We start from the raw sequence: 20,686 nt of genomic DNA, 5'->3' as shown, positions 1-20,686 counted from the left end.
TCTTCTATTGGTTGCTCTGCCAGATCAGCACCAGCCCAAAGCCGGCCATGGCTGCGCCATAGCCCGCCCATTGCAGCTGGTTGACCATGAAGCTTGATCGCGGCCACGGAACGGTGCCCGTGCCCTGTCCGATCCACAGCAGCCCGACGGCAGTCGCAAACAGGCCTGCAACAAGCAGAAATCTGCGCATGCATTCCTCCCTATCGGCCCGCTTCTGTCGCGAGCGGCAAAGAAGGATGACCGCCGCCCGCGAAAGCTTGCTCGTACAGTAGCCGCAGCTTCGGCTCGGACACAATGGCGGCGCCGGCGCGGGCCGTCCGCGGGGAGGGAGCGTGTCCCTGCAACTCGCGGCTGTGCAATCGGCGGGGCCGGTTGGTCCGCGAGCGAAATCCGGTGCGCCGACGTGCAAGGCATTGCCGGCAAGCCGCCCCCAAACGAAAAGCCCCGGACGATGCCGGGGCTTTGACGTTTGATCGTGAGATCAGATCAGTACTTCGCGACGACCGGACCGGTCCAGTTGAAGCGGTAGACCAGCGAGGTCGAGATCGTCTGGTTCCAGCTGTTGGCGCGGACGCTGTTGATGAGCGGCGCGTTGGTGCCATCCAAGAGCTCGGTCTGGGTCTTGGCGTTGTAGAAGGCCGAACGATACTCGGTCTTCATGAACCAGCCGGGCGAGGTGAGGCCGAAGATGTTCAGGCTGTTCTCGACGCCGCCGCCGATGAACCAGCCGTGACGATCGTAGCTGGCGAGATGGACGCCCACGGGAGTGCCGCCCAGCGTCGTGAAGTTGGTCTGACCGAAGTGAGCGCCGGAGTAACCGCCGTTGACGTAGGAGAGAACGTTCGGGGCGACCAGCCAGCCGAGGCGCACACCCGCGGCCCAGGAGGTTTCCAGCTTTTGGTTGCCGGTGATGCTAAAGATCGGATCCTGGATGGTGGCGCGGATGCTGCCGAACTGGGCGTCGCCAAACACACCGGCGACCCAGGTGCCGCTGAACTGCCAGTCATAGCCGGCGCCGACGGTGCCGAACCAGCCGGAGCCACCCTGGCGCTGCGTGATCGTCAACGGCGTGCCGGTGGCCGTATCCACGATGCTCTGGTCGGCGTTCGAGAGCCCACCGCCGCCGCCGCCGAACACGTAGAACCCGGTCCAGTTGGCAACGGGAGCGGCCATCGGGGCCTTCGCATAGGGACGGGCACCGAGGTCAGCCGCCGAGGCCGAACCGGTCATCGCGGCAACCGCGGTCAGAGCGAGCAGAGTCTTCTTCATGTCAAAATCCCCAACCTTGGTATGTCGTAGCAGGCGCGAGCGCACTGAAGTTCGTTTCATCTGATGTCCCGGACTATAGACGGTTCTCGCCAAAATGCTGTTGCCGGGCAGGCACAGTCGCCGGAAAACGCCGGTGCGGGGGTAATTGCAGTGCTGCCGCCGGCATCCATAAAAGGCGATATATTTCAGTATCTTGTCGGATTGTTGAAGATTGGGTTTCGGGTAACGTCTCGTTAGCAAATTCGGCTCTGGCTGAAGTGAAGGCAATCCTGCCTCGGCCTCGGCGCCTGTGAGTCGCTGGCCGAGTCGCTCTGCGACGATCTGGGAATCAACGAAAAGCACCGGCGGCGCACGGGGCAAGCCTGGAACAGGCATCCCTTCAAAACAAAACAGCCTCGGCTTTAGGGCCGGGGCTGTCCTGGAATTCGCCGCCTGGTTGCGGCCTCAGACGTCCAGCAGATCCTCGTTGGCGAATTCGGCCTTGTCGGAGATGAACGCGAATCGCGCCTCGGCCTTGGTGCCCATCAGGCGCTCAACCGAATCGGCCGTGGTATCGCGATCGTCGGCGAGCAGCACCACCTTGAGCAGCGTCCGCTTGGCCGGATCCATGGTGGTTTCCTTGAGCTGCGCCGGCATCATCTCGCCGAGGCCTTTGAAGCGGTTCACCTCGACCTTGGCGTTGGCGTTGAACGCGCTCTTGGTCAGCTCGTCCTTGTGCTTGTCGTCGCGGGCGTAGACCGATTTGGTGCCGTGGGTCAGCTTGTAGAGCGGCGGCACCGCGAGGAAGAGGTGGCCCTCGTCGATCAGCCGGGGCATTTGCCGGTAGAAGAAGGTGATCAGCAGCGAAGCGATGTGCGCACCGTCGACGTCGGCGTCGGTCATGATGATGATGCGCTGATAGCGCAGATCCTCTTCGCGATACTGCGCGAGCGTGCCGCAGCCGATCGCCTGCACGAGATCGGAGAGCTGGGCGTTCGCCGTCAGCTTGTCCTTGCCGGCGGAGGCGACGTTGAGGATCTTGCCGCGCAGCGGCAGCACGGCCTGGGTCTTGCGGTCGCGCGCCTGCTTGGCGCTGCCGCCGGCCGAGTCGCCCTCGACGATGAACAGCTCCGAGCCGTCGGTGCCGGCGTCCGTGCAGTCGGCGAGCTTGCCGGGCAGGCGCAGCTTCTTGCCGGCGGTTTTTCGCGCGGTCTCTTTCTCTTGCCGCCGGCGCAGCCGTTCTTCGGCGCGGTCGATCACGAAGTCGAGCAGCCGGTTGGCCATGTTCGGATTGCCCGAGAGCCAATGGTCGAACGGGTCCTTCATCGCCTGCTCGACGATGCGCTGCGCTTCCGCGGTGGCGAGACGATCCTTGGTCTGGCCTTGGAATTCGGGCTCGCGCACGAACACCGAGAGCATCACGGCGGCGCCGACCATCACGTCTTCCGAGGTGACGGAGGCCGCGCGCTTGCCCTGACCGACGCGCTCGGCATGATCCTTCAAGCCGCGCAACAGCGCGCTGCGCAGGCCGGATTCATGCGTGCCGCCATCCGGTGTCGGCACGGTGTTGGTGTAGGAGGAGAGGAATCCGTCGGCATCCGCGGTCCAGGCCACGGCCCATTCGCAGGCGCCGTGCGCGCCGTTGCGGCCCGATTTTCCGGAGAAGATATCGGGATGCACCAGCGTGTCGGCATGGATCGCGGCTGCGAGATAATCCTTGAGGCCGCCGGGGAAGTGGAACGTCGCCTCCGCCGGTACGTCCTCGACGCCCTTGAGCAACTCGGGCGCACAGTTCCAGCGGATCTCGACTCCGCCGAAAAGATACGCCTTCGAGCGCGTCATCTTGAACAGGCGCTGCGGCTTGAACGCGGCCTTGGCGCCGAAGATGTCGGTGTCGGGCTTGAAACGCACACGCGTGCCGCGACGGTTGTTGATCTTGCCGAGATCCTCGAGCTTGCCCTTGGGATGTCCGCGCTCGAAGCTCATGCGATAGAGCTTCTGGCTGCGCGCGACCTCGACCTCGAGACGCGAGGAGAGGGCGTTCACCACGGAGATGCCGACGCCGTGCAGGCCGCCCGACGTCTCGTAGACCTTGCTGTCGAACTTGCCGCCCGAATGCAGCGTGCACATGATGACTTCGAGTGCCGACTTCTTCGGGAACTTCGGATGAGGATCGATTGGGATGCCGCGGCCGTTGTCGGTGACGGTCAGGAATCCATCCGCGCTCAGATCGACTTCGATGAAGGTCGCGTGTCCGGCCAGCGCCTCGTCCATCGAGTTGTCGATGACTTCGGCGAACAGGTGATGCAGCGCCTTCTCGTCGGTGCCGCCGATATACATGCCAGGCCGCCGCCGCACCGGTTCCAGGCCCTCGAGGACCTCAATGTCGGCGGCCGTGTAGTCGGCTTCTCCGCCGCTTCCGCGCGGCGCCGGCTTGGCGGCGCGGGGTTTCGGCTCGTCGCCGCCGAAAAAGTCGTCTTTTGCTTTGGGCTTCAACTGCTTGGACATATATCTTGATGCGCTTCTGAGGCCGCAAGGGCGGCGAATCGGTTGGGGCGACTATGCCACTTCTGACTGGGAAAGGTTATCGCAGGGCACCCGGGGCGGTGTGGTTGGGAGCCAATCCCGGCGATTTTACGCCGCAGGCCGGCCAGTTCCCGGCAAATTGACGCCCCGGTCCGGTCCATCTCGGCTTTTGTGACTTGATGTCACACAAGTCCTTGGCTTACCAGTCCTTTTCATCGGCAGCACCTTGAGACGGGGCGGAAGGCTATTTTGAATGGAGCAGATTGCGCACGCCCTGGCCGACTTCGTGCGCGTTCACCAGGCTTGGGCGGCACCGGTCGTTTTCCTGCTCGCCTTCGGGGAGTCGCTGGCGTTCATATCGTTGCTGGTGCCGGCCTGGGGCGCGCTGGTGGCCATCGGAGCGCTGATCGGGGTCAGCGGCATCAGTTTCTTCCCGGTCTGGATCGCCGGCGGGCTCGGCGCGGCGCTGGGCGACTGGGTCTCCTACTGGTTCGGCTACCGCTACAAGGAAAGAGTTGCCCAGATATGGCCGCTCTCGCTTTATCCGGACCTGCTGCCCAGAGGGGAGGCCTTCGTGCGCAAGTGGGGCATACCCAGCATCTTCATCGGGCGCTTCTTCGGCCCCTTGAGGGCCTCCGTGCCGCTCGCGGCCGGGATCTTCGAGATGCCCTATTGGAGCTTCCAGGCCGCTAATTTCGTCTCGGCCCTGATCTGGTCGGCCGTGCTTCTGCTGTTCGGCGACGTGCTCGCGAAGCTCATGGAATGGATCTGGCGCGTCATCTGACGCCGGCACCTTGACCGAAACCCGATCTGGCCTTATAGCCGCGCGCCATGATCAACGCCGCGACCATCATGTTCGCCCCTCGCCGCCGCCGCTCTTTAGCGGTTTGGGCGGTCGATCGCGTTTGAGATCATCGTCTTTGCCGCTGGACCCGATCCGCGGCATCCTCTCTCCTGTCAGCGCGATCTGATCCGGCGGCTCCCCACGGAGGCCCAGCAGGAGACCACGATGTACACACCACCCTTCTTCAAACAGGACCGCGCCGCGAGCCTGAAGTTCGCCGAGGAGCGCGGCTTCGGGACAGTGTGCGCCTTCGACGGTCACAAGCCGGTCGCCTCGCCATTGCCGTTCTACCTGACCTATGCCGCTGACGGCACGCCGCAGGCGGCCTTCCATCTCGCCCGTCACAATCCGCTGCTAAAGCTGGCGGATGGCGCCGCGTCCTGGCTGCTCGCGGTCAACGGCCCCGATGCCTATGTATCGCCGGACTGGTACGTCTCGCCGGATCAGGTCCCGACCTGGCTCTACCAGTCGGTGCATCTGAGCGGGCCGGTGCGGCTCCTGACGGACGAGGAACTGTCGGTGCAGGTCGACACGCTCAGCGACAAGTTCGAGAGCCGGCTGTTGCCGAAGAAGCCATGGACGTCGGGCAAGATGAACGCCGGGCGGTTCGAGGCGATGAAGAAGGCGATCGTGGGTCTGGTCATGACGGTTGAAGAGGTCGAGGGCAGCTTCAAGCTCAACCAGCACAAGTCGGACGCCGATTTCGCAGCGATCGCAAATGCGCTCGGCGCCGGTGATGCCGACGCCGGAGAGATTTCACGGTTGATGCTGCAGACCCGCCCGCAGATCTTCGCAGACGACACGAACAAGCTCGAAAGGAGCGCGCCATGAGCCTCGCTGAGACGACGAAAGCCTCGACCACCGGCGCGGCAAGGAAGCCTGCCACCGTCTTCGTCGACGGTGGCTCCGGCACCACCGGCCTCGGCATCAACGAGCGGCTGAAGCTCCAGAGCGATGTTGCGGTGAAGACCATCGCCGACGACAAGCGCAAGGACCCCGCGGCCAAGAAGGCGCTGATGGAGGAGGTGGACCTCGTCATCCTCTGCCTGCCCGACGACGCCGCCAAGGAAACCGTTGCGCTGGTCGACAGCATGGGCACGTCTGCGCCGAAGGTGCTGGACGCTTCGACGGCATACCGGGTCGCGCCCGACTGGGCCTATGGCTTTCCCGAACTGACCCCGGACCAGGCCGGCAAGATCAAGGCGGCGAACAAGGTTTCCAATCCCGGTTGCTATCCGACCGGCGCGATCGCGCTGCTGCGGCCGATCGTCGATGCCGGCCTGCTGCCGCAGGATTATCCCGTCACCGTCAATGCCGTGAGCGGCTATTCCGGCGGCGGCAAGTCGATGATCGCGAGCTTCGAAGATGGCAGCGCGCCGTCCTTCGAGCTCTATGGCCTCGGCTTCGAGCACAAGCATCTGCCGGAGATGCAGCTCTATTCCAACCTGACGCGGCGGCCGATCTTCATTCCCTCGGTCGGCAACTACCGGCAAGGCATGCTGGTCTCGGTGCCGCTGCAGCTCGACGCGCTGCCGGGCAAGCCTGGCGGTGCCGACCTGCAAGCGGCGATGGCAAAGCGTTACGCGGGTTCGAAATACGTCAAGGTGATGCCGCTCCAGAACGAGGCGACCAAGGGCGGCCGGATCGAGCCGGAGGCGCTGAACGAGACCAACATGCTCGAGCTCTACGTCTTCGCCAGCGACAAATATCATCAGGCGTTGCTGGTCGCCCGGCTCGACAATCTCGGCAAGGGTGCATCCGGGGCAGCCGTGCAGAACATGCGGCTGATGCTGGGATTGCCGGAGGAGTAGGGGCAGCCACTCACTGATGACCCGGACGCAGCGCAGCACTTAGTCGGTGATGCGCTGCAGAGCCGAGCCCATTCCTGCTTCGCTTGTGGCCTGCTGGCCCGGCTCTGCGGCGCGTCACTGATGCGCCGCGGCCTTATCAAGGAGACGGGATTACAGCACCTTGAAGATCGCCAGCGCCAGCACGGCCTGGGCAAGGAAGCCGACGGTGAAGGCCAGCGTACGGAACACCGGGACTCCGAGCGCGTACACGATCACATGTGCGACGCGCGACCAGAAATAAACGGCGCAGGCGAGCACGGTCCATTTCGTGGAATAGTCGATCGCGTTCAGGATCAGGACCAGCGGCGCGAAGATGACGAGGTTCTCGACCGCGTTGTCATGCGCGAACATCAGCCGGTTGGCCCATTCCGCCTGCGGCTTGTCGCCGCGCGCCGGGTTGGCCATGGCACCGCTCAGCCCCCGAACCTGGCAACGGTTGATGATGTAGGGAACCCAGAGGATCCCGGTCAGGATCACCGTACACGTCAGCCAGAACAATTCGCGCGTCATAGTCCGGTCCCCTCTCGTCGCTGTGCCGAAGGCCTGTCTATACAAAAGCGCGGGAGATTCCGCTATGCGCGAACTCTGACATAGCTGCCGGGTGCGTCCTCGATCGGTGGGAATGCTTCACTGCCGACCAAGCGCGCGGGAACTTCCTCGGGATCGAGCCCGCCCAGCCATTGGCGCCAGTCCGGCCACCAGGAGCCCTTGTGCTCCTCGGCGCCCTTCATCCACTGCGCGATGCTGACGTCCTTGATGTTGTCGTTGGTCCAGTACTGGTACTTGTTCGAGGCAGGCGGATTGACGACGCCGGCGATGTGGCCCGAGCCGGACAGGACGTACTTCACCGGACCGCCGAAGAACTGCGAGCCGTACAGCACCGATTCCGCGGGCGCGATGTGGTCCTCGCGGGTGGCGAGATTATAGATGGGCACCTTCACCCTGGAGAGATCGAGCAGGGTGTTGTCGAGCACCATCGTGCCGGTGGAGAGCCGGTTCTCCAGATAGCAATTGCGCAAGTAGTAGGAATGGTTGGCCGCGGTCATCCGTGTCGCGTCGGAGTTCCAGTGCAACAGGTCGAACGCGCTCGGCTGCTGGCCCTTCAGGTAGTTGCTGACGACGTAAGACCAGATCAGATCGTTGGAGCGCAGCATGTTGAAGGCCATCGCCATCTTCGAGCCTTCGAGCACGCCGGCCGCCTTCATGTCCTGCTCGAGCGCTGCGATCTGCTCCTCGTTGACGAATACCAGGAGATCACCGGCATGGGTGAAGTCGACCTGGGCGGCGAAGAACGTCGCGGACGACACGCGCTGGCGGCGCTTTTCGGCGAGCCAGGCCAGCGTGGTCGCGAGCATGGTGCCGCCGACGCAATAGCCGGCGGTGTGCACCTTCATCTCGCCGGTGACCTTCTCGATCACGTCCATCGCCGTGAGCGGGCCTTCCTTCATGTAGTCTTCCCAGCTCTTGTTGCCGAGCTGCTTGTCGGGATTGACCCATGAGATCACGAAGACGGTGATGCCCTGGTCGACGCACCACTTGATGTAGGATTTCTCCGGCTTGAGATCGAGGATGTAGAACTTGTTGATCCAGGGCGGCACGATCAGGAGCGGGGTGCGCAGCACCGTCTCCGTGGTCGGAGCGTACTGGATCAGCTGCATCATCCCGTTCTGGTAGATCACCTTGCCCGGCGTCGTCGCCATGTTGACGCCGACGACGAGGTTGTCCGGATCGGACTGGCGGATCTTCAGCATGCCCTTGCCGGCCGCGATGTCCTCGGCCAGCATCTTCAGGCCGCGCGCGAGGTTCTCGCCACTGCTGGCCACCGTCTCGCGCAGCACCTCCGGATTGGTCAGCACGAAGTTGGAGGGCGACACGGCGTTGATGACCTGCTGGACGTAGAACTCCGCCTTGCGGCGGGTCTGCGGATCAAGCCCATCGGCATCGCGCACCAGATCTTGCGCCCACTTGGCCGTGAGCAGATAGAGCTGCATGACGAAGTCGAAGAACTGGTTCGACTTCCATTCCGGATCGGCAAAGCGCTTGTCGCGCGGCGAGGGCGCGATCGCCGGTGGAGCGTCCTGACCTGCCATGCGGCGCACCGCCGCGCCCCAGAGGTCGAGATAGTCCTTCGCGAGCTTGGTCTGGAGATCGGAGGAGCGGGACGTATCCGAAAGCCAATATTCGGCGACCGACGTGAAGGTCTTGATGACCTCGGCAAGCTCGGCCGGCGGGCGATCCTGCACCTCGCCGCTCTCGCGCGGCTTGAGGTAAGCGGCGAGTGCCTTGCCGCCGCTCTCCATCGCCCGCGCGACATTCATCGCGAAGGCTTCCGCATCGAACTTCGTCCCGGGTTTCGGCGTGTCGGTCGTGGCCATACTCATGAGCAGAACAGTAACGATTCATTCCGTATTCGTCACCGCGAAGCTCGCATGTTTGACGTTAAACACTCTCGAAGATGTGTTGCACTGCGACAAATCTTCTTGGTTCCGTCACAATCGGGCCGCACCGCTCGGCTTGTTGGGCATGGGCTATTTTCTCGCTCGCACCATTTGGGCAGCAATGGTTTGAGCTTGGGCGCGGTCTTGGGTAAGGTTGCCCGGGGCCGTGCTTTGGGACGAGTAGGGGATTTCCCAAGTGTTGGCGTTATGGGACCTGCAAAAGACGCTGCCGATCTGCGGCGCGCTGCTGATTGCGGCACTCGCCCTCGGCGGGTGTTCGAGCCAGTTCGCGGATTTGACGCCCGCGGATGCGCAGGCGCATGTCAGGGAGCCGGGCACCTATCTGCCGGTGCACGATCTACCGCCGGATCGCGATCAGGCGATCATTCCGCCGGAGCAGCGCGCCAAGATCGAAGCCGAGCTGGCCGCCGCACGCGATCGCCAGGCGGCTGCCGCAAAGGACGCCAAATAGGTCCATGAAGTTAGCGGGCAAGGTAATCGCTGGCGCCTGCGCCTTGCCGTGCTAAAAGATCACGGTTCAGCCAAGAGTCAGGGCGAACGACTTCAGCCTTGGTCGTCGATGATTGCTCTAAACATTTGATTTTGAGTGAGTTTCGCGACTGGATTGAGCGCCCCTTGGAATGGCCCTCGTGGCCTGTCGATTCTGTCCTGACCGGTTGCCCGGAGCCCAGAGAGCCATGGAAGAATTTTACCGCATTCGCCGCCTTCCGCCTTACGTGTTCGAGCAGGTCAACCGGGCCAAGGCGGCTGCGCGGAATGCCGGCGCCGACATCATCGACCTCGGCATGGGCAATCCGGACCTGCCGGCGCCGCCACATGTGCTGGAGAAGCTGAAGGAGACGCTCGGCAAGCCACGCACCGACCGTTACTCGGCTTCGCGCGGTATCCCGGGGCTGCGCAGGGCCCAGGCCGCCTACTACGCCCGCCGCTTCGGCGTGAAGCTGAACCCCGACACCGAGGTGGTGGCGACGCTGGGTTCGAAGGAAGGTTTTGCCAACGTGGCGCAGGCGATCACCGCGCCCGGCGACGTCATCCTCTGTCCGAACCCGAGCTACCCGATTCATGCCTTCGGCTTTTTGATGGCGGGCGGCGTGATCCGCTCGGTGCCCTCGGAGCCGACGCCGCAATTCTTCGAGGCGGCCGAGCGCGCGATCGTGCATTCGATTCCCAAGCCGCTCGCGCTGGTCGTCTGCTATCCCTCGAATCCGACCGCCTATGTCGCGAGCCTCGACTTCTACAAGGACCTCGTTGCGTTCGCGAAGAAGCACGAGATCCTGATCCTGTCCGATCTCGCCTATGCCGAAGTCTATTTCGACGAGAGCAATCCGCCGCCCTCGGTGCTCCAGGTGCCGGGCGCGATGGACGTCACGGTCGAGTTCACGTCGATGTCGAAGACCTATTCGATGGCGGGCTGGCGCATGGGCTTTGCGGTCGGCAATGAGCGTGTGATCGCCGCGCTCGCCCGCGTCAAATCCTACCTCGATTACGGCGCGTTCACGCCGGTGCAGGTTGCCGCGACCGCCGCGCTGAACGGTCCGGACGATTGCATCAAGGAGATGCGCGACACCTACCGCAAGCGCCGCGACGCGCTGGTGGAATCGTTCGGCCGCGCCGGCTGGGAGATCCCGCCGCCGGAAGCCTCGATGTTCGCCTGGGTGCCGTTGCCGGAAGCCTTCCGCAGCGTCGGCAGCATGCAGTTCGCAACCCTGATGGTCGAGAAGTCCGGTGTCGCGGTCTCGCCAGGCGTCGGCTTCGGCGAGCATGGTGAAGGATATGTCCGCATCGCCATGGTGGAAAACGAGCAACGGATCAGGCAGGCCGCGCGCGGCGTACGCCGCTTCCTTGAAAGCGGCATCGAAACGTTGCACAACGTCGTTCCGCTCGCCAATCGGCGTTGAGTTCTCTTCGGCAGGTTTTCTAAGACATCATGGTTGCACCCCTGAAAGTGGGCATAGCGGGGCTCGGCACCGTGGGCGCCGAAGTTATCCGTTTGATCGAAACCCAGGCGCGCGTGCTCGCGGGCCGCAGCGGCCGCGGCATCCGCGTCGTCGCCGTCACTGCGCGCTCGAAGGCGAAGAAGCGCGGCATCGACCTGCGCGGCCTCGAATGGGCCAAGGATCCGATGGCGCTGGCCACCCACCCCGAGGTCGACTGCTTCGTCGAGTTGATCGGCGGCGCAGGCGATCCGTCGCTCTCCGCGGTCGAAGCTGCGCTCCACGCCGGCAAGTCCGTCGTCACCGCCAACAAGGCGCTGCTGGCCAAGCACGGCCTCAAGCTCGCGAAGGCGGCTGAAAAGCACGGCGGTGCGCTGAATTTCGAGGCAGCGGTCGGGGCTGCCATTCCCGTCATCAAGACGTTGCGCGAAGGTCTTGCCGGAACCGGCGTCAACCGCGTCTACGGCATCCTCAACGGCACCTGCAATTACATCCTGACGAGAATGGAGCAGGAGGGCCTGTCCTTCGCCGAGTGCCTGAAGGATGCGCAGCGGCTCGGCTATGCCGAAGCCAATCCGTCCTTCGACGTCGACGGCCACGACACCGCGCAGAAGCTCGCCATTCTCGCCAGCCTCGCCTTCGGCACGAAAGTTGCTCAGAGCGCAGTGTATGTCGAAGGCATCTCCTCCATCGCGCCGGAAGATCTTCGGGCGGCCGCCGATCTCGGTTACCGCGTCAAGCTGCTCGGCGTCGCCGTTCGCACCGCCAAGGGCATCGAGCAGCGCGTGCATCCGACCATGGTTCCGAAATCGTCCTCGATCGCGCAGGTGATGGGCGTCACAAATGCGGTCACGATCGACGGCGAGGGCATTCCGCCGATCACGCTGGTCGGCCCCGGCGCTGGCGGCGCGGCGACCGCATCCGCCGTGGTCGCCGACATCGCCGATGTCGCGCGCGGCATCCGCGCCAATCCGTTCGGCCGGCCGATTTCGCAACTGCGCGACACCAAGAAGGCGCCGATGGAACGGCATGAAGGTGGTTACTACATCCGCCTGCTCGCGCGCGATTTCCCCGGCACTGCGGCCGCGATCGCGACGCGGCTCGCCGAGCAGAAGATTTCGATCGAGTCGATCGTGCAGCGCCACCCCAATGGCGGTGCTCCGCCCGGCAACGGCAAGGCGGTGCCCGTGCCTGTCATCCTGATCACCTATGCGACGCATGAGGACGCCGTGCGCCGCGCGCTCGCCGCCGTGCAGCGCGACAAGGTGATCAGCGGACGGCCGCAGGTAATCCGGATCGAGAAGAACTGACACGGTTCGAACGAACCGTGGGTGCTGCGAGTTGATGCGGGCGGAATGTCCGTCCAGAACCGTTTCGAAGGAGTAAGCCGATGTCGACCCATATTTCAGTCCCGCCGCAAGCGTTGCTCGAGCGTATTCTCACGCTGGAGATCGTGCGCGTGACCGAGCGGGCGGCGGTGTCGTCGGCGCGACTGCGCGGGCACGGCAACGAGAAGGCGGCCGACCAGGCCGCGGTGGACGCCATGCGGCGCGAGCTCAACAAGCTGCCGATCGAGGGCACCATCGTGATCGGCGAGGGCGAGCGCGACGAGGCGCCGATGCTCTTCATCGGCGAGAAGGTCGGCATGAACGCCGGCCCGCAGGTCGACATCGCGGTCGATCCGCTCGAAGGCACCACGCTGTGCGCCAAGAACATGCCGGGCTCGATCGCCACGATGGCGATGGCCGACGGCGGCACGCTGCTGCACGCGCCCGACGTCTACATGCAGAAGCTCGCGATCGGCCCCGGCTACGCCAAGGGCGTCGTCGAGCTCGATGCCACACCGGCCGAGAACGTCCGCCGCCTCGCCAAGGCCAAGGGCGTCCAGCCGGATGGCATCACCGTTCTCGTGCTCGACCGTCCGCGCCATGCCAGCATCATCGAGAGCGTGCGCTCGACCGGCGCCGCGGTGCGCCTGATCACCGACGGCGACGTCGCCGGCGTGATCCACTGCGCCGACCCCGACAACACCGGCGTCGACATGTATCTCGGTACCGGCGGTGCGCCGGAAGGCGTGCTCGCGGCCGTGGCGCTGCGCTGCATCGGCGGCCAGATGCAGTGCCGCCTGATCCTCGATTCCGGGGAGAAGATCGAGCGCGCCGCCAAGATGGGCGTCAACGATCCCAAGATGATCTACGGCATCGAGGACATGGCGCGCGGCGACTGCCTGTTCGCCGCCACCGGCGTCACCACGGGCTCGCTGCTCTCGGGCGTCAAGTTCCGCAAGGACGGCGTGATCGAGACCGAGACGGTGGTGATGCGCTCCGTCACCGGCACCGTGCGCTACATCAAGGCCGAGCACCGGGAACTCGCCAAGTTCCATCTGGATTGATGTCGCGACCGTCCGCGCGCGATCGTTCGGCTGCTCCGATCGGACGCGCGCCGCAGACGTGATTCCGCGCTTGTCTGTTATGGGCTGCGGAGCGGCGCGGGCATGAACAGGAACGCGTCGCAAACGGTCAGGGCGAATTTGACAGCCTGTTGAAGCTCGCCGACTTCATCGGCCCAGGGCTGGAGAACGGCTTTCGCGGACGCCATATCTCCATTCGCGAGCGCGCGGCGCGCGTTCGTATTGGCCTCGGCATAGATGTCGGTTGCGATCATGCCGGACAGGGCCTGCGAGAGGCCTCGGTCGAAGGCCTCGAGGCGGACCTCCGATTCATAATGATCGGGCCTGAGCCTGATTTGGTTCTCGGCCTGTGCCGGATCGAAAAGCCCGACCTTGCCCAGCATGACCAGCAACGGATGATCTCGGGCGATGGCGGCGGGAATGATCGGAAAGGTCCTGACTCTCCCGGATCGATCATCAAGGGATGCAAACGAAATGACGGGTCCGATATTGAAGCGGGAACTGCGATGTAACACCGCGACGCGATGGTCAATTTCGGAGTCGGCCTCGAATACCGCGCCGCTCCTGGGACCGTCGTCCAGGCCGTGGGCAATAAGGTAGGATGAAAGCTGGGCAACACGGGAGGTGACGGTGCGTTGATCGAGCCCATCCACCTCGAATTCGATCTCTCGTCCCGTGAATGCGGACAATCCGATCGTCAATGCTCCCAGGGTCTTGCCCGCAAGATAGGGGACGATCTCGATCCACAATGCGAAGGGTTGATTTGGATAGGGAGCAAAGGCGTTACGTGACTGGTCCAGCCACATCTCGGGCGAGCGGCCGACATTTCCCCGCCAGACGACGGCGGCAACTTCCGGCAATGCCGCGACCACGGCCCCGACAAAAGCGGTCGTGAGCTGCGTATTCTCGGCATAATTCAGCGCCTTCATTGCCTTATTGCTTTCGGCAGAGCCCATCGGCGCCACGATGAGGTGCGCACGATGCCGGCCAACGGCGTGGAAAGCTTCCGGCCAAAGCCAGGAAGCCCGCTGCCACAATTCCTGATCGTAAGGTATCGGCGCCGGCATCATGAGGATCGTCATGAGATGATCGCCGGCACGGATGAACATCGGATCGTCGGCAGCGTTGCTGCGTGAGAGCCCGCCGGGGCTCCACTGCAAGTCGGGATGACGAATGCGCAGTGTCCGGATCAACGCCTCCTCATCCGGGAGGCGGGCATGATCGAGCAGAACGTATGCGACAGGGAAGGTCGTCATGGCAGATGCATGCGCACGCTGGGGCGGAGTCTTTGCTCGTCGCGGACGGACGAGGTGTGGCGGACAACCGCTATTGTTGCATGGAAAGGATCATGCTTTAAAGCTCTCGATCTCAGCCGGAGCCAACCGGGCGCAGGAAAAATCCGCGGAGCGAAACATGACGCCAGCATCCGATCTCTCCGCCGTCAAAGCCCTTGTCTTCGACGTGTTCGGCACCGTCGTGGACTGGCGCACCAGCCTGATCACTGACTTCATGTGGTGGGCCAAGGGACGCGGCATCAGCGCCGACTGGACCGCTCTGGTCGACGGCTGGCGCGGCATGTACATGGCCTCGATGGACGACGTGCGCAAACATCCAGAGCGCGGCTATGTCATGCTGGATGATCTGCACCGCCGCTCGCTCGACAAGCTTGTCGAGAAGTTCGCGATCAAGGGGCTGACGGAAGCCGATCTCGATTATCTCACCAAGGGCTGGCACCGCCTGCATGCCTGGCCGGACAGCGTCGCCGGCCTGACCCGGCTCAAGTCCAAGTTCGTCATCGCGCCGCTCTCGAACGGCAATGTCGCGCTGCTCACCAACATGGCGAAATTCGCCGGCCTGCCCTGGGACCTCATCCTGTCGGCCGAGCTGTTCGAGCACTACAAGCCCGATCCGGAAACCTATCTCGGCGCCGCGCGCCTGCTTTGCCTCAAGCCGGAAGAGGTGATGATGGTCGCCGCCCACAACGGCGATCTTGCGGCCGCGCAGAAGAACGGGCTCAAGACCGCCTTCGTGGCGCGGCCGACGGAGTACGGACCGTTGCAGAAGGTCGACTTCGAGGCGACGGGCAATTGGGATATCGTCGCGAGGGATTTCGGCGGGATCGCCGATAGGCTCGGCTGCTGATCGCCGCTTAGCCCGGGCGAGGCAGTTCGCCGGCCTGGTCCTCGGGCGCACAGAAAGTTGCGATCGCAAGGTCGATCCGCTTGTCCAGCACGCGGCGATTGAGTTTGAATCCGGTGTCGGTCAGCAGCCTGAAGTGATCGTGACTGAACACCATGCCGAACAGCATCTCGGCGATCAGGCGGAGGGGCACGCCTTGAAAACGCGGCTCGAGGCGAATCGTCTTGAGCAGCTCGATGATGTGATTCATGCCGCTTTCGATGATGACTTCGGCGAACATGCGCCCCAGCGCCGGTGAGGCCTGGCGTTCACCGATGATCAGCCGCTGCAGCGCAATCTCGCCGGGCGACAGCGCCACGTCTGCAGCCTCCCGGAGCATGTTTCGAAGCCGGCTGACGGGTGACCCTTCCAAAGGCGCCTCTGCATAATCGGCGGCGGGCAGACTGCGCAGCAGCATGGCGCGGAACAGGTCGGTCTTGCTCTCGAACAATTTGTAGAGCGTCTTCTTCGACATTCCGGCAGCCCTGGCGATGTCGTCCATCGTCGTTGCGGCGAATCCCTTGCTGGTGAAGGTGTCCTTCGCCGCCGCCAGCAATTGCGTCATGCGCGCGTCCGGGGCGGGCAGTTCGATGGCAGGCTTGGCTCGCTCCGAAGACGGCGCCGTGCGCCTGAGACTGCTGGATTCTCTAGCCATGGGATCATCCGACTTGAGCTGCTTCACGACTGCTTGAACGCAGTTTCATGCGCAGCCTAGCACTTGACTTCGGTGAAGGAAACTATCAAGTTTCCTGATGGAAACCGAAGAGTTTCCGGATGTTTCCGCGCGCCGCCCCCAAATCGAGGGCCGCAACTCACCCGATGGATCGTCATCATGCGTCCTTTGATCGCCCGAGCTGTTCCGTTATTTGCCCTGTTGCTTGCAGCTTGCGGGGACCAGAATCAGCAGGCCGGACCACCACACATGGTGCCGGAGGTGGGCATCGTGACCTTGAAGCCGCAGGAGGCGAAGATATCGACCGTCCTGCCGGGGCGCGTCGTCGCCTATCAGGTCTCGGAGGTCCGGCCGCAGGTCACGGGCATTCTGCTCAAGCGCGACTTCGTGGAAGGCGCCGAGGTGAGGGAGGGCGACCTGCTCTATGAGATCGATCCGGTGCAGTACAAGGCCGGGCTGGCGAGCGCCGAGGCGTCGGTGCAACGGGCGGAGGCGACGCTCGTCAGCGTGCGCCTGAAGGCGGCGCGCAAGACCCAGCTGCTTCAGACCAATGCCGCCAGCCAGCAGGACGTCGACGACGCCGTTGCCGCCTACAAGCAGGGCGAGGCCGATCTGCATGCGGCGCAGGCCAACCGCGACACCGCGGCGATCTCGCTCGACCGCACCAGGGTGACCGCGTCGATCTCGGGCCGGATCGGCAAGTCGACCATCACGCCAGGCGCACTCGTCACCGCGAGCCAGGCCACCGCGATGACGACGATCCAGCAGCTGGATCCGGTCTATGTCGATCTCGACCAGTCGACCTCCGAGATGGAGCGGCTGCGGAGCGAGGTCGCCAGCGGCCAGCTCAAGCGTCCGGCGGGGGGCGTGCAGGTCGAACTCCTGATGGAGAGCGGCAAGGTCTATGGCCACAAGGGCAAGTATGGTTTCACCGATACGAGCGTCAACGAGAGCACCGGCTCGGTCTCATCGCGCGCGATCTTCGCCAATCCCGAGCGCCTGCTGCTTCCCGGCATGTATGTGCGCGCACGCGTCGTTGCCGGCGTCGACACGGACGCGATCCTGGTGCCGCAGCGGGCGGTCTCGCGCAATCCGCTCGGGCAGGCGGTGGCGATGTTCGTCGACGAGGACGGCAAAGTCGAGCAGCGGACGCTGGACCTCGGAGAGGCGGTCGACGGCAACTGGCTCGTTCGCGCCGGCGCCAAGTCGGGCGACCGTCTGGTCGTCGACGGAACGCAAAAGGCGCGTCCCGGCGCGCCCGTCAAGACCGTCGAGATCGCGGTTGATCCGGCGACCGGCCTCACGGTGAGCCCGACCCGGCGGGCCGAGGCGCAGCCGGCAGTCGCGGTAACGGAGCGGTAATCGTCATGTCGCATTTCTTCATCAAGCGGCCGATCTTCGCCTGGGTCATCGCCATCCTGATCATGCTGGGCGGCGTGCTCGCGATCATGCGCCTGCCGATCGCGCAATACCCACAGATCGCGCCGACCGTCGTCACGATCAGCGCGACCTATCCCGGCGCCAACGCCCAGACCGCCGAGAACTCGGTGACCAAGGTCATCGAGCAGAACATGACCGGCCTCGACCATCTGCAATACATGTCGTCGTCGAGCACCTCGACCGGCGCCGTGTCGATTTCGCTGACCTTTACCAACGAGGCGGATGCCGACATCGCCCAGGTGCAGGTGCAGAACAAGCTTCAGCTCGCCACCCCGCTGCTGCCGCAGGTCGTGCAGCAGCAGGGCATCAAGGTCGTGAAGTCGTCGTCGAGCTTCCTGATGGTGCTCGGCTTCGTCTCCGATGACGGCCGGCTCAGTGCCAGCGACATCGCCGATTACGTCGCGTCCTCGATCAACGACCCGATCAGCCGCGTCGCCGGCGTCGGCCAGGTGCAGCTGTTCGGCGCCGAATACGCCATGCGGATCTGGCTCGATCCCGACAAGCTCGCCAAATACAATCTGATGCCGGGCGACGTCACTGCGGCGATCCAGACCCAGAACACCCAGGTGACGGCCGGGCAGCTCGGCGGTCTTCCGGCCGTCGGCGGCCAGCAGCTCAACGCGACCATCACCTCGCAGAGCCGCCTGCAGACCGTCGAGCAGTTCAAGGACATCATCCTGCGCACCGCCACGACGGGCCAGACCGTCCGTATCGGCGACGTCGCTCGCGTCGAGCTCGGCTCGAAATCCTACGATTCCACCGCGCGTTACAACGGCAAGCCGGCGGCCGGCATGGGCATCAGCCTCGCGACCGGCGCCAATGCCGTTGCCACCTCCGAAGCGGTGAAGGCGCGCATCGCCCAGCTCACGGCCACCATGCCGGAGGGGCTTCGCGTCATCTATCCCTACGACACCACGCCGTTCGTGAAACTGTCGATCGAGAAGGTGATCCATACGTTGTTCGAGGCGATCGCTCTCGTCTTCGTCGTGATGTTCGTGTTCCTTCAGAGCTGGCGCGCCACCATCATTCCGACCATCGCCGTGCCGGTGGTGCTGCTCGGGACGTTCGGCGTGCTCGCGCTGGCTGGCTATTCCATCAACACGTTGACGATGTTCGCGATGGTGCTCGCGATCGGCCTGCTGGTCGACGACGCCATCGTCGTGGTCGAAAACGTCGAGCGCGTGATGGCGGAGGAGCATCTCTCCCCGCGCGAGGCGACCGAGAAGTCCATGCGCGAGATCACCGGCGCGCTGGTCGGGATCGGGGTCGTGCTGTCGGCCGTGTTCATCCCGATGGCGTTCTTCAACGGCTCGGTCGGCATCATCTATCGGCAATTCGCGCTGACCATCGTCACGGCGATGCTGCTCTCCGTTCTAGTAGCGCTGGTGCTGACGCCGGCGCTGTGCGCCACCATCCTGAAGCCGCCGAAGGATCACGGCGCCAGGCGCGGCTTCTTCGGCGCGTTCAACCGCGGTTTCGACCGCATGGCCGATGGTTACCAGCGCGGAGCGGCCGGCGCGATCAAGCGTGTCGCCGGCGTCCTGATCGCATTCGCAGCGATCGTCGCCGCCATGGTCGTCCTGTTCCAGCGGCTGCCGAGCTCGTTCCTGCCCGAGGAGGACCAGGGCTCGATCATGACCCTGATCCAGCTTCCGGTCGGCGCCACCTCGACGCGGACGCTCGACGTCATCAAGCAGGTCGAGCACCAGTACCTCGACAACGAGAAAGATGCCGTGCAAGGCGTGTTCGCGATCAGTGGGTACAGCTTCGCCGGCCAGGGGCAGAACGTTGGTCTTGCCTTCGTCAGCCTGAAATCGTTCGACGAGCGCAAGCATGCGGGGGCCTCGGCGCAGGCCGTGGTCGGCCGCGCCATGGGTGCGTTTGCCCGGATCCGCGATGCGATGGTGTTTGCCGTGCTGCCGCCACCGATCCCGGGCTTCGGCAATGCTGGTGGCTTCGACGTCTATCTTCAGGACACCGGCGGGAACGGCCACGAGGCGCTGATCCAGGCGCGCAACCAGCTTCTCGGCCAGCTCGCGGCGGACAAGCGCGTGGCGCAGGCGCGGCCGAACGGTCAGGACGACACGCCGCAATTCAATCTCGACGTCGACCAGGCCAAGGCCACGGCGCTCGGCGTGAGCCTGAGCGATCTCAACACCACGCTGTCGGCGGCGTGGGGCGGCGCTTATGTCAACGACTTCATCGACCGAGGCCGCGTCAAGCAGGTCTATGTCCAGAGCGATGCACCGTTCCGCATGGATACCAGCGACATCGGACGCTGGTACGTGCGTAACACCGCGGGCTCGATGGTGCCGTTCTCGGCGCTCGCTACCAATCGCTGGAGCTTTGGTTCGCCGCGCCTGGAGCGCTACAACGGCGTCGCCGCCGTCGAGCTTCAGGGACAATCGGGGCAGGGCATCAGCTCGGGCGTCGCCATGCAGGCGGTGGAGGAGCAGATGGCGAAGCTCCCCAAGGGCTACGGTCACGAATGGACCGGTTTGTCGTTCCAGGAGCGGCTGACCGGCAGCCAGACGCTGTACCTGTATTCGATCTCGCTGCTGATCGTGTTCCTCAGCCTCGCCGCGCTCTATGAGAGCTGGTCGGTTCCGTTCGCGGTGATGCTGACGGTGCCGATCGGCGTACTCGGCGCGCTGCTCGGGGCGACGCTTTTCAGCCAGGCCAACGACGTCTATTTCCAGGTCGGTCTGCTCACCACCATCGGTCTTGCCTCGAAGAACGCGATCCTGATCGTCGAGTTCGCCCTTGAGCAGATCGCGGCCGGCCGCAGCCTCGTGGAGGCCACGCTACACGCCGCGCGCCAGCGGCTGCGCCCGATCCTAATGACTTCGCTCGCCTTCATTCTCGGCGTGCTGCCGCTGGCGGTCGCGACCGGCGCCGGCTCCGCCAGCCAGAACGCGGTCGGCATCGGAGTAGCCGGCGGCATGATCGCGGCAACCGCGCTCGGCATCTTCTTCGTCCCTGCGCTGTTCGTGCTCGTCCGACGGATGTTTCCGGGGGCGCAGCCCGACGCAGCCGGCTCGACGCCACTTGCCCACGCGGAGCCCGCCGAATGAGCTCAATCGCGGCTCCGGGCCGCTGGCGCCGCCCGGAGCTGATTTGCCGG

General features: G+C 64.4%; 18 protein-coding genes. 11 read left to right on the top strand and 7 right to left on the bottom strand.

What is annotated here, in order from left to right:
- Positions 1 to 4 precede the first annotated feature (4 nt).
- From ACYCVF_RS12680 to parE, 3 genes are all read right to left on the bottom strand, one after another.
- The gene (locus ACYCVF_RS12680) at positions 5 to 190 is read right to left on the bottom strand and encodes a hypothetical protein (RefSeq protein WP_018641722.1); all 186 of its coding nucleotides are present in this window, start codon (positions 188 to 190) and stop codon (positions 5 to 7) included.
- Positions 191 to 486: 296 nt separating this feature from the next.
- Positions 487 to 1,269, bottom strand: a complete 783-nt coding sequence (locus ACYCVF_RS12675; RefSeq protein ID WP_459595843.1) for an outer membrane protein — start codon at positions 1,267 to 1,269, stop codon at positions 487 to 489.
- 444 nt (positions 1,270 to 1,713) lie between these two features.
- On the bottom strand, positions 1,714 to 3,756 hold the full coding sequence (gene parE, locus ACYCVF_RS12670) for a DNA topoisomerase IV subunit B (RefSeq protein WP_459595842.1): 2,043 nt from the start codon (positions 3,754 to 3,756) through the stop codon (positions 1,714 to 1,716).
- Between the two features lie 271 nt (positions 3,757 to 4,027).
- Here parE and ACYCVF_RS12665 point away from each other — a divergent pair, with 271 nt between their 5' ends.
- The 3 genes from ACYCVF_RS12665 (at position 4,028) to argC (ending at position 6,429) form a co-directional block, all read left to right on the top strand.
- A complete protein-coding gene (locus ACYCVF_RS12665; RefSeq protein WP_459595841.1) occupies positions 4,028 to 4,558 on the top strand; it encodes a DedA family protein in 531 nt (176 codons plus the stop codon).
- A 225-nt stretch (positions 4,559 to 4,783) separates the two neighbouring features.
- Positions 4,784 to 5,449 (top strand): FMN-binding negative transcriptional regulator, encoded by a 666-nt coding sequence (locus tag ACYCVF_RS12660; RefSeq protein WP_459595840.1) that lies wholly within the window; start codon positions 4,784 to 4,786, stop codon positions 5,447 to 5,449.
- Positions 5,446 to 6,429, top strand: a complete 984-nt coding sequence (gene argC / locus ACYCVF_RS12655; protein WP_459595839.1) for an N-acetyl-gamma-glutamyl-phosphate reductase — start codon at positions 5,446 to 5,448, stop codon at positions 6,427 to 6,429. The genes ACYCVF_RS12660 and argC overlap by 4 nt, the downstream gene beginning before the upstream one ends.
- A 150-nt stretch (positions 6,430 to 6,579) precedes the next feature.
- Here the strand turns inward: argC and ACYCVF_RS12650 are convergent, their stop codons facing one another.
- Positions 6,580 to 6,978 carry an MAPEG family protein gene (locus ACYCVF_RS12650; protein ID WP_459595838.1) on the bottom strand — a complete coding sequence of 133 codons (399 nt, stop codon included), beginning with the start codon at positions 6,976 to 6,978 and terminating at the stop codon, positions 6,580 to 6,582.
- 62 nt (positions 6,979 to 7,040) lie between these two features.
- A complete protein-coding gene (locus tag ACYCVF_RS12645) occupies positions 7,041 to 8,849 on the bottom strand; it encodes a PHA/PHB synthase family protein (protein WP_459595837.1) in 1,809 nt (602 codons plus the stop codon).
- 253 nt (positions 8,850 to 9,102) lie between these two features.
- Between ACYCVF_RS12645 and ACYCVF_RS12640 the strand changes: the two genes are divergently transcribed.
- The 4 genes from ACYCVF_RS12640 to glpX all read left to right on the top strand — a co-directional run bounded on the left by ACYCVF_RS12640 (position 9,103) and on the right by glpX (position 13,253).
- Positions 9,103 to 9,378, top strand: coding sequence for a hypothetical protein (locus ACYCVF_RS12640; protein WP_459595836.1), 276 nt, complete (start codon positions 9,103 to 9,105; stop codon positions 9,376 to 9,378).
- A 226-nt stretch (positions 9,379 to 9,604) separates the two neighbouring features.
- Positions 9,605 to 10,825, top strand: a complete 1,221-nt coding sequence (locus tag ACYCVF_RS12635) for an LL-diaminopimelate aminotransferase (protein ID WP_459595835.1) — start codon at positions 9,605 to 9,607, stop codon at positions 10,823 to 10,825.
- Between the two features lie 29 nt (positions 10,826 to 10,854).
- On the top strand, positions 10,855 to 12,171 hold the full coding sequence (locus ACYCVF_RS12630; RefSeq protein WP_459595834.1) for a homoserine dehydrogenase: 1,317 nt from the start codon (positions 10,855 to 10,857) through the stop codon (positions 12,169 to 12,171).
- 80 nt (positions 12,172 to 12,251) lie between these two features.
- Complete coding sequence (glpX, locus tag ACYCVF_RS12625) at positions 12,252 to 13,253, top strand: class II fructose-bisphosphatase (RefSeq protein WP_015686400.1); 1,002 nt, start codon at positions 12,252 to 12,254, stop codon at positions 13,251 to 13,253.
- A gap of 77 nt (positions 13,254 to 13,330) precedes the next feature.
- Here the strand turns inward: glpX and ACYCVF_RS12620 are convergent, their stop codons facing one another.
- Positions 13,331 to 14,527: a hypothetical protein gene (locus ACYCVF_RS12620; protein WP_459595833.1), complete on the bottom strand. Its 1,197-nt coding sequence runs from the start codon at positions 14,525 to 14,527 to the stop codon at positions 13,331 to 13,333.
- Between the two features lie 157 nt (positions 14,528 to 14,684).
- Here ACYCVF_RS12620 and ACYCVF_RS12615 point away from each other — a divergent pair, with 157 nt between their 5' ends.
- Complete coding sequence (locus ACYCVF_RS12615; RefSeq protein ID WP_459595832.1) at positions 14,685 to 15,413, top strand: haloacid dehalogenase type II; 729 nt, start codon at positions 14,685 to 14,687, stop codon at positions 15,411 to 15,413.
- Positions 15,414 to 15,420: 7 nt separating this feature from the next.
- On the opposite strand, the gene ACYCVF_RS12610 is transcribed toward ACYCVF_RS12615, so the two are convergent.
- Positions 15,421 to 15,951 (bottom strand): TetR/AcrR family transcriptional regulator, encoded by a 531-nt coding sequence (locus tag ACYCVF_RS12610; RefSeq protein ID WP_459606422.1) that lies wholly within the window; start codon positions 15,949 to 15,951, stop codon positions 15,421 to 15,423.
- Between ACYCVF_RS12610 and ACYCVF_RS12605 the strand changes: the two genes are divergently transcribed.
- The 3 genes from ACYCVF_RS12605 to ACYCVF_RS12595 all read left to right on the top strand — a co-directional run bounded on the left by ACYCVF_RS12605 (position 15,941) and on the right by ACYCVF_RS12595 (position 20,636).
- Entirely contained in the window at positions 15,941 to 16,141 is a 201-nt protein-coding gene (locus ACYCVF_RS12605) for a hypothetical protein (protein ID WP_459606423.1), read from the top strand. The two genes, ACYCVF_RS12610 and ACYCVF_RS12605, sit on opposite strands and share 11 nt — an antisense overlap.
- A 230-nt stretch (positions 16,142 to 16,371) precedes the next feature.
- A complete protein-coding gene (locus ACYCVF_RS12600) occupies positions 16,372 to 17,484 on the top strand; it encodes an efflux RND transporter periplasmic adaptor subunit (protein ID WP_459595831.1) in 1,113 nt (370 codons plus the stop codon).
- Positions 17,485 to 17,489: 5 nt separating this feature from the next.
- Complete coding sequence (locus ACYCVF_RS12595) at positions 17,490 to 20,636, top strand: efflux RND transporter permease subunit (RefSeq protein ID WP_459595830.1); 3,147 nt, start codon at positions 17,490 to 17,492, stop codon at positions 20,634 to 20,636.
- The last annotated feature ends 50 nt before the right edge of the window (positions 20,637 to 20,686 follow it).

Source organism: Bradyrhizobium cedriense, from assembly GCF_054602315.1.
This window is presented reverse-complemented; position numbering and strand designations above follow the sequence as displayed.

Coding starts and splice junctions, on each gene's coding strand:
- ACYCVF_RS12680 (WP_018641722.1), bottom strand. CDS start 190: ATGCGCAGATTTCTGCTTGTTGCAGGCCTGTTTGCGACTGCCGTCGGG.
- ACYCVF_RS12675 (WP_459595843.1), bottom strand. CDS start 1,269: ATGAAGAAGACTCTGCTCGCTCTGACCGCGGTTGCCGCGATGACCGGT.
- parE (WP_459595842.1), bottom strand. CDS start 3,756: ATGTCCAAGCAGTTGAAGCCCAAAGCAAAAGACGACTTTTTCGGCGGC.
- ACYCVF_RS12665 (WP_459595841.1), top strand. CDS start 4,028: ATGGAGCAGATTGCGCACGCCCTGGCCGACTTCGTGCGCGTTCACCAG.
- ACYCVF_RS12660 (WP_459595840.1), top strand. CDS start 4,784: ATGTACACACCACCCTTCTTCAAACAGGACCGCGCCGCGAGCCTGAAG.
- argC (WP_459595839.1), top strand. CDS start 5,446: ATGAGCCTCGCTGAGACGACGAAAGCCTCGACCACCGGCGCGGCAAGG.
- ACYCVF_RS12650 (WP_459595838.1), bottom strand. CDS start 6,978: ATGACGCGCGAATTGTTCTGGCTGACGTGTACGGTGATCCTGACCGGG.
- ACYCVF_RS12645 (WP_459595837.1), bottom strand. CDS start 8,849: ATGAGTATGGCCACGACCGACACGCCGAAACCCGGGACGAAGTTCGAT.
- ACYCVF_RS12635 (WP_459595835.1), top strand. CDS start 9,605: ATGGAAGAATTTTACCGCATTCGCCGCCTTCCGCCTTACGTGTTCGAG.
- ACYCVF_RS12630 (WP_459595834.1), top strand. CDS start 10,855: ATGGTTGCACCCCTGAAAGTGGGCATAGCGGGGCTCGGCACCGTGGGC.
- glpX (WP_015686400.1), top strand. CDS start 12,252: ATGTCGACCCATATTTCAGTCCCGCCGCAAGCGTTGCTCGAGCGTATT.
- ACYCVF_RS12620 (WP_459595833.1), bottom strand. CDS start 14,527: ATGACGACCTTCCCTGTCGCATACGTTCTGCTCGATCATGCCCGCCTC.
- ACYCVF_RS12615 (WP_459595832.1), top strand. CDS start 14,685: ATGACGCCAGCATCCGATCTCTCCGCCGTCAAAGCCCTTGTCTTCGAC.
- ACYCVF_RS12605 (WP_459606423.1), top strand. CDS start 15,941: ATGTCGTCCATCGTCGTTGCGGCGAATCCCTTGCTGGTGAAGGTGTCC.
- ACYCVF_RS12610 (WP_459606422.1), bottom strand. CDS start 15,951: ATGGACGACATCGCCAGGGCTGCCGGAATGTCGAAGAAGACGCTCTAC.
- ACYCVF_RS12600 (WP_459595831.1), top strand. CDS start 16,372: ATGGTGCCGGAGGTGGGCATCGTGACCTTGAAGCCGCAGGAGGCGAAG.
- ACYCVF_RS12595 (WP_459595830.1), top strand. CDS start 17,490: ATGTCGCATTTCTTCATCAAGCGGCCGATCTTCGCCTGGGTCATCGCC.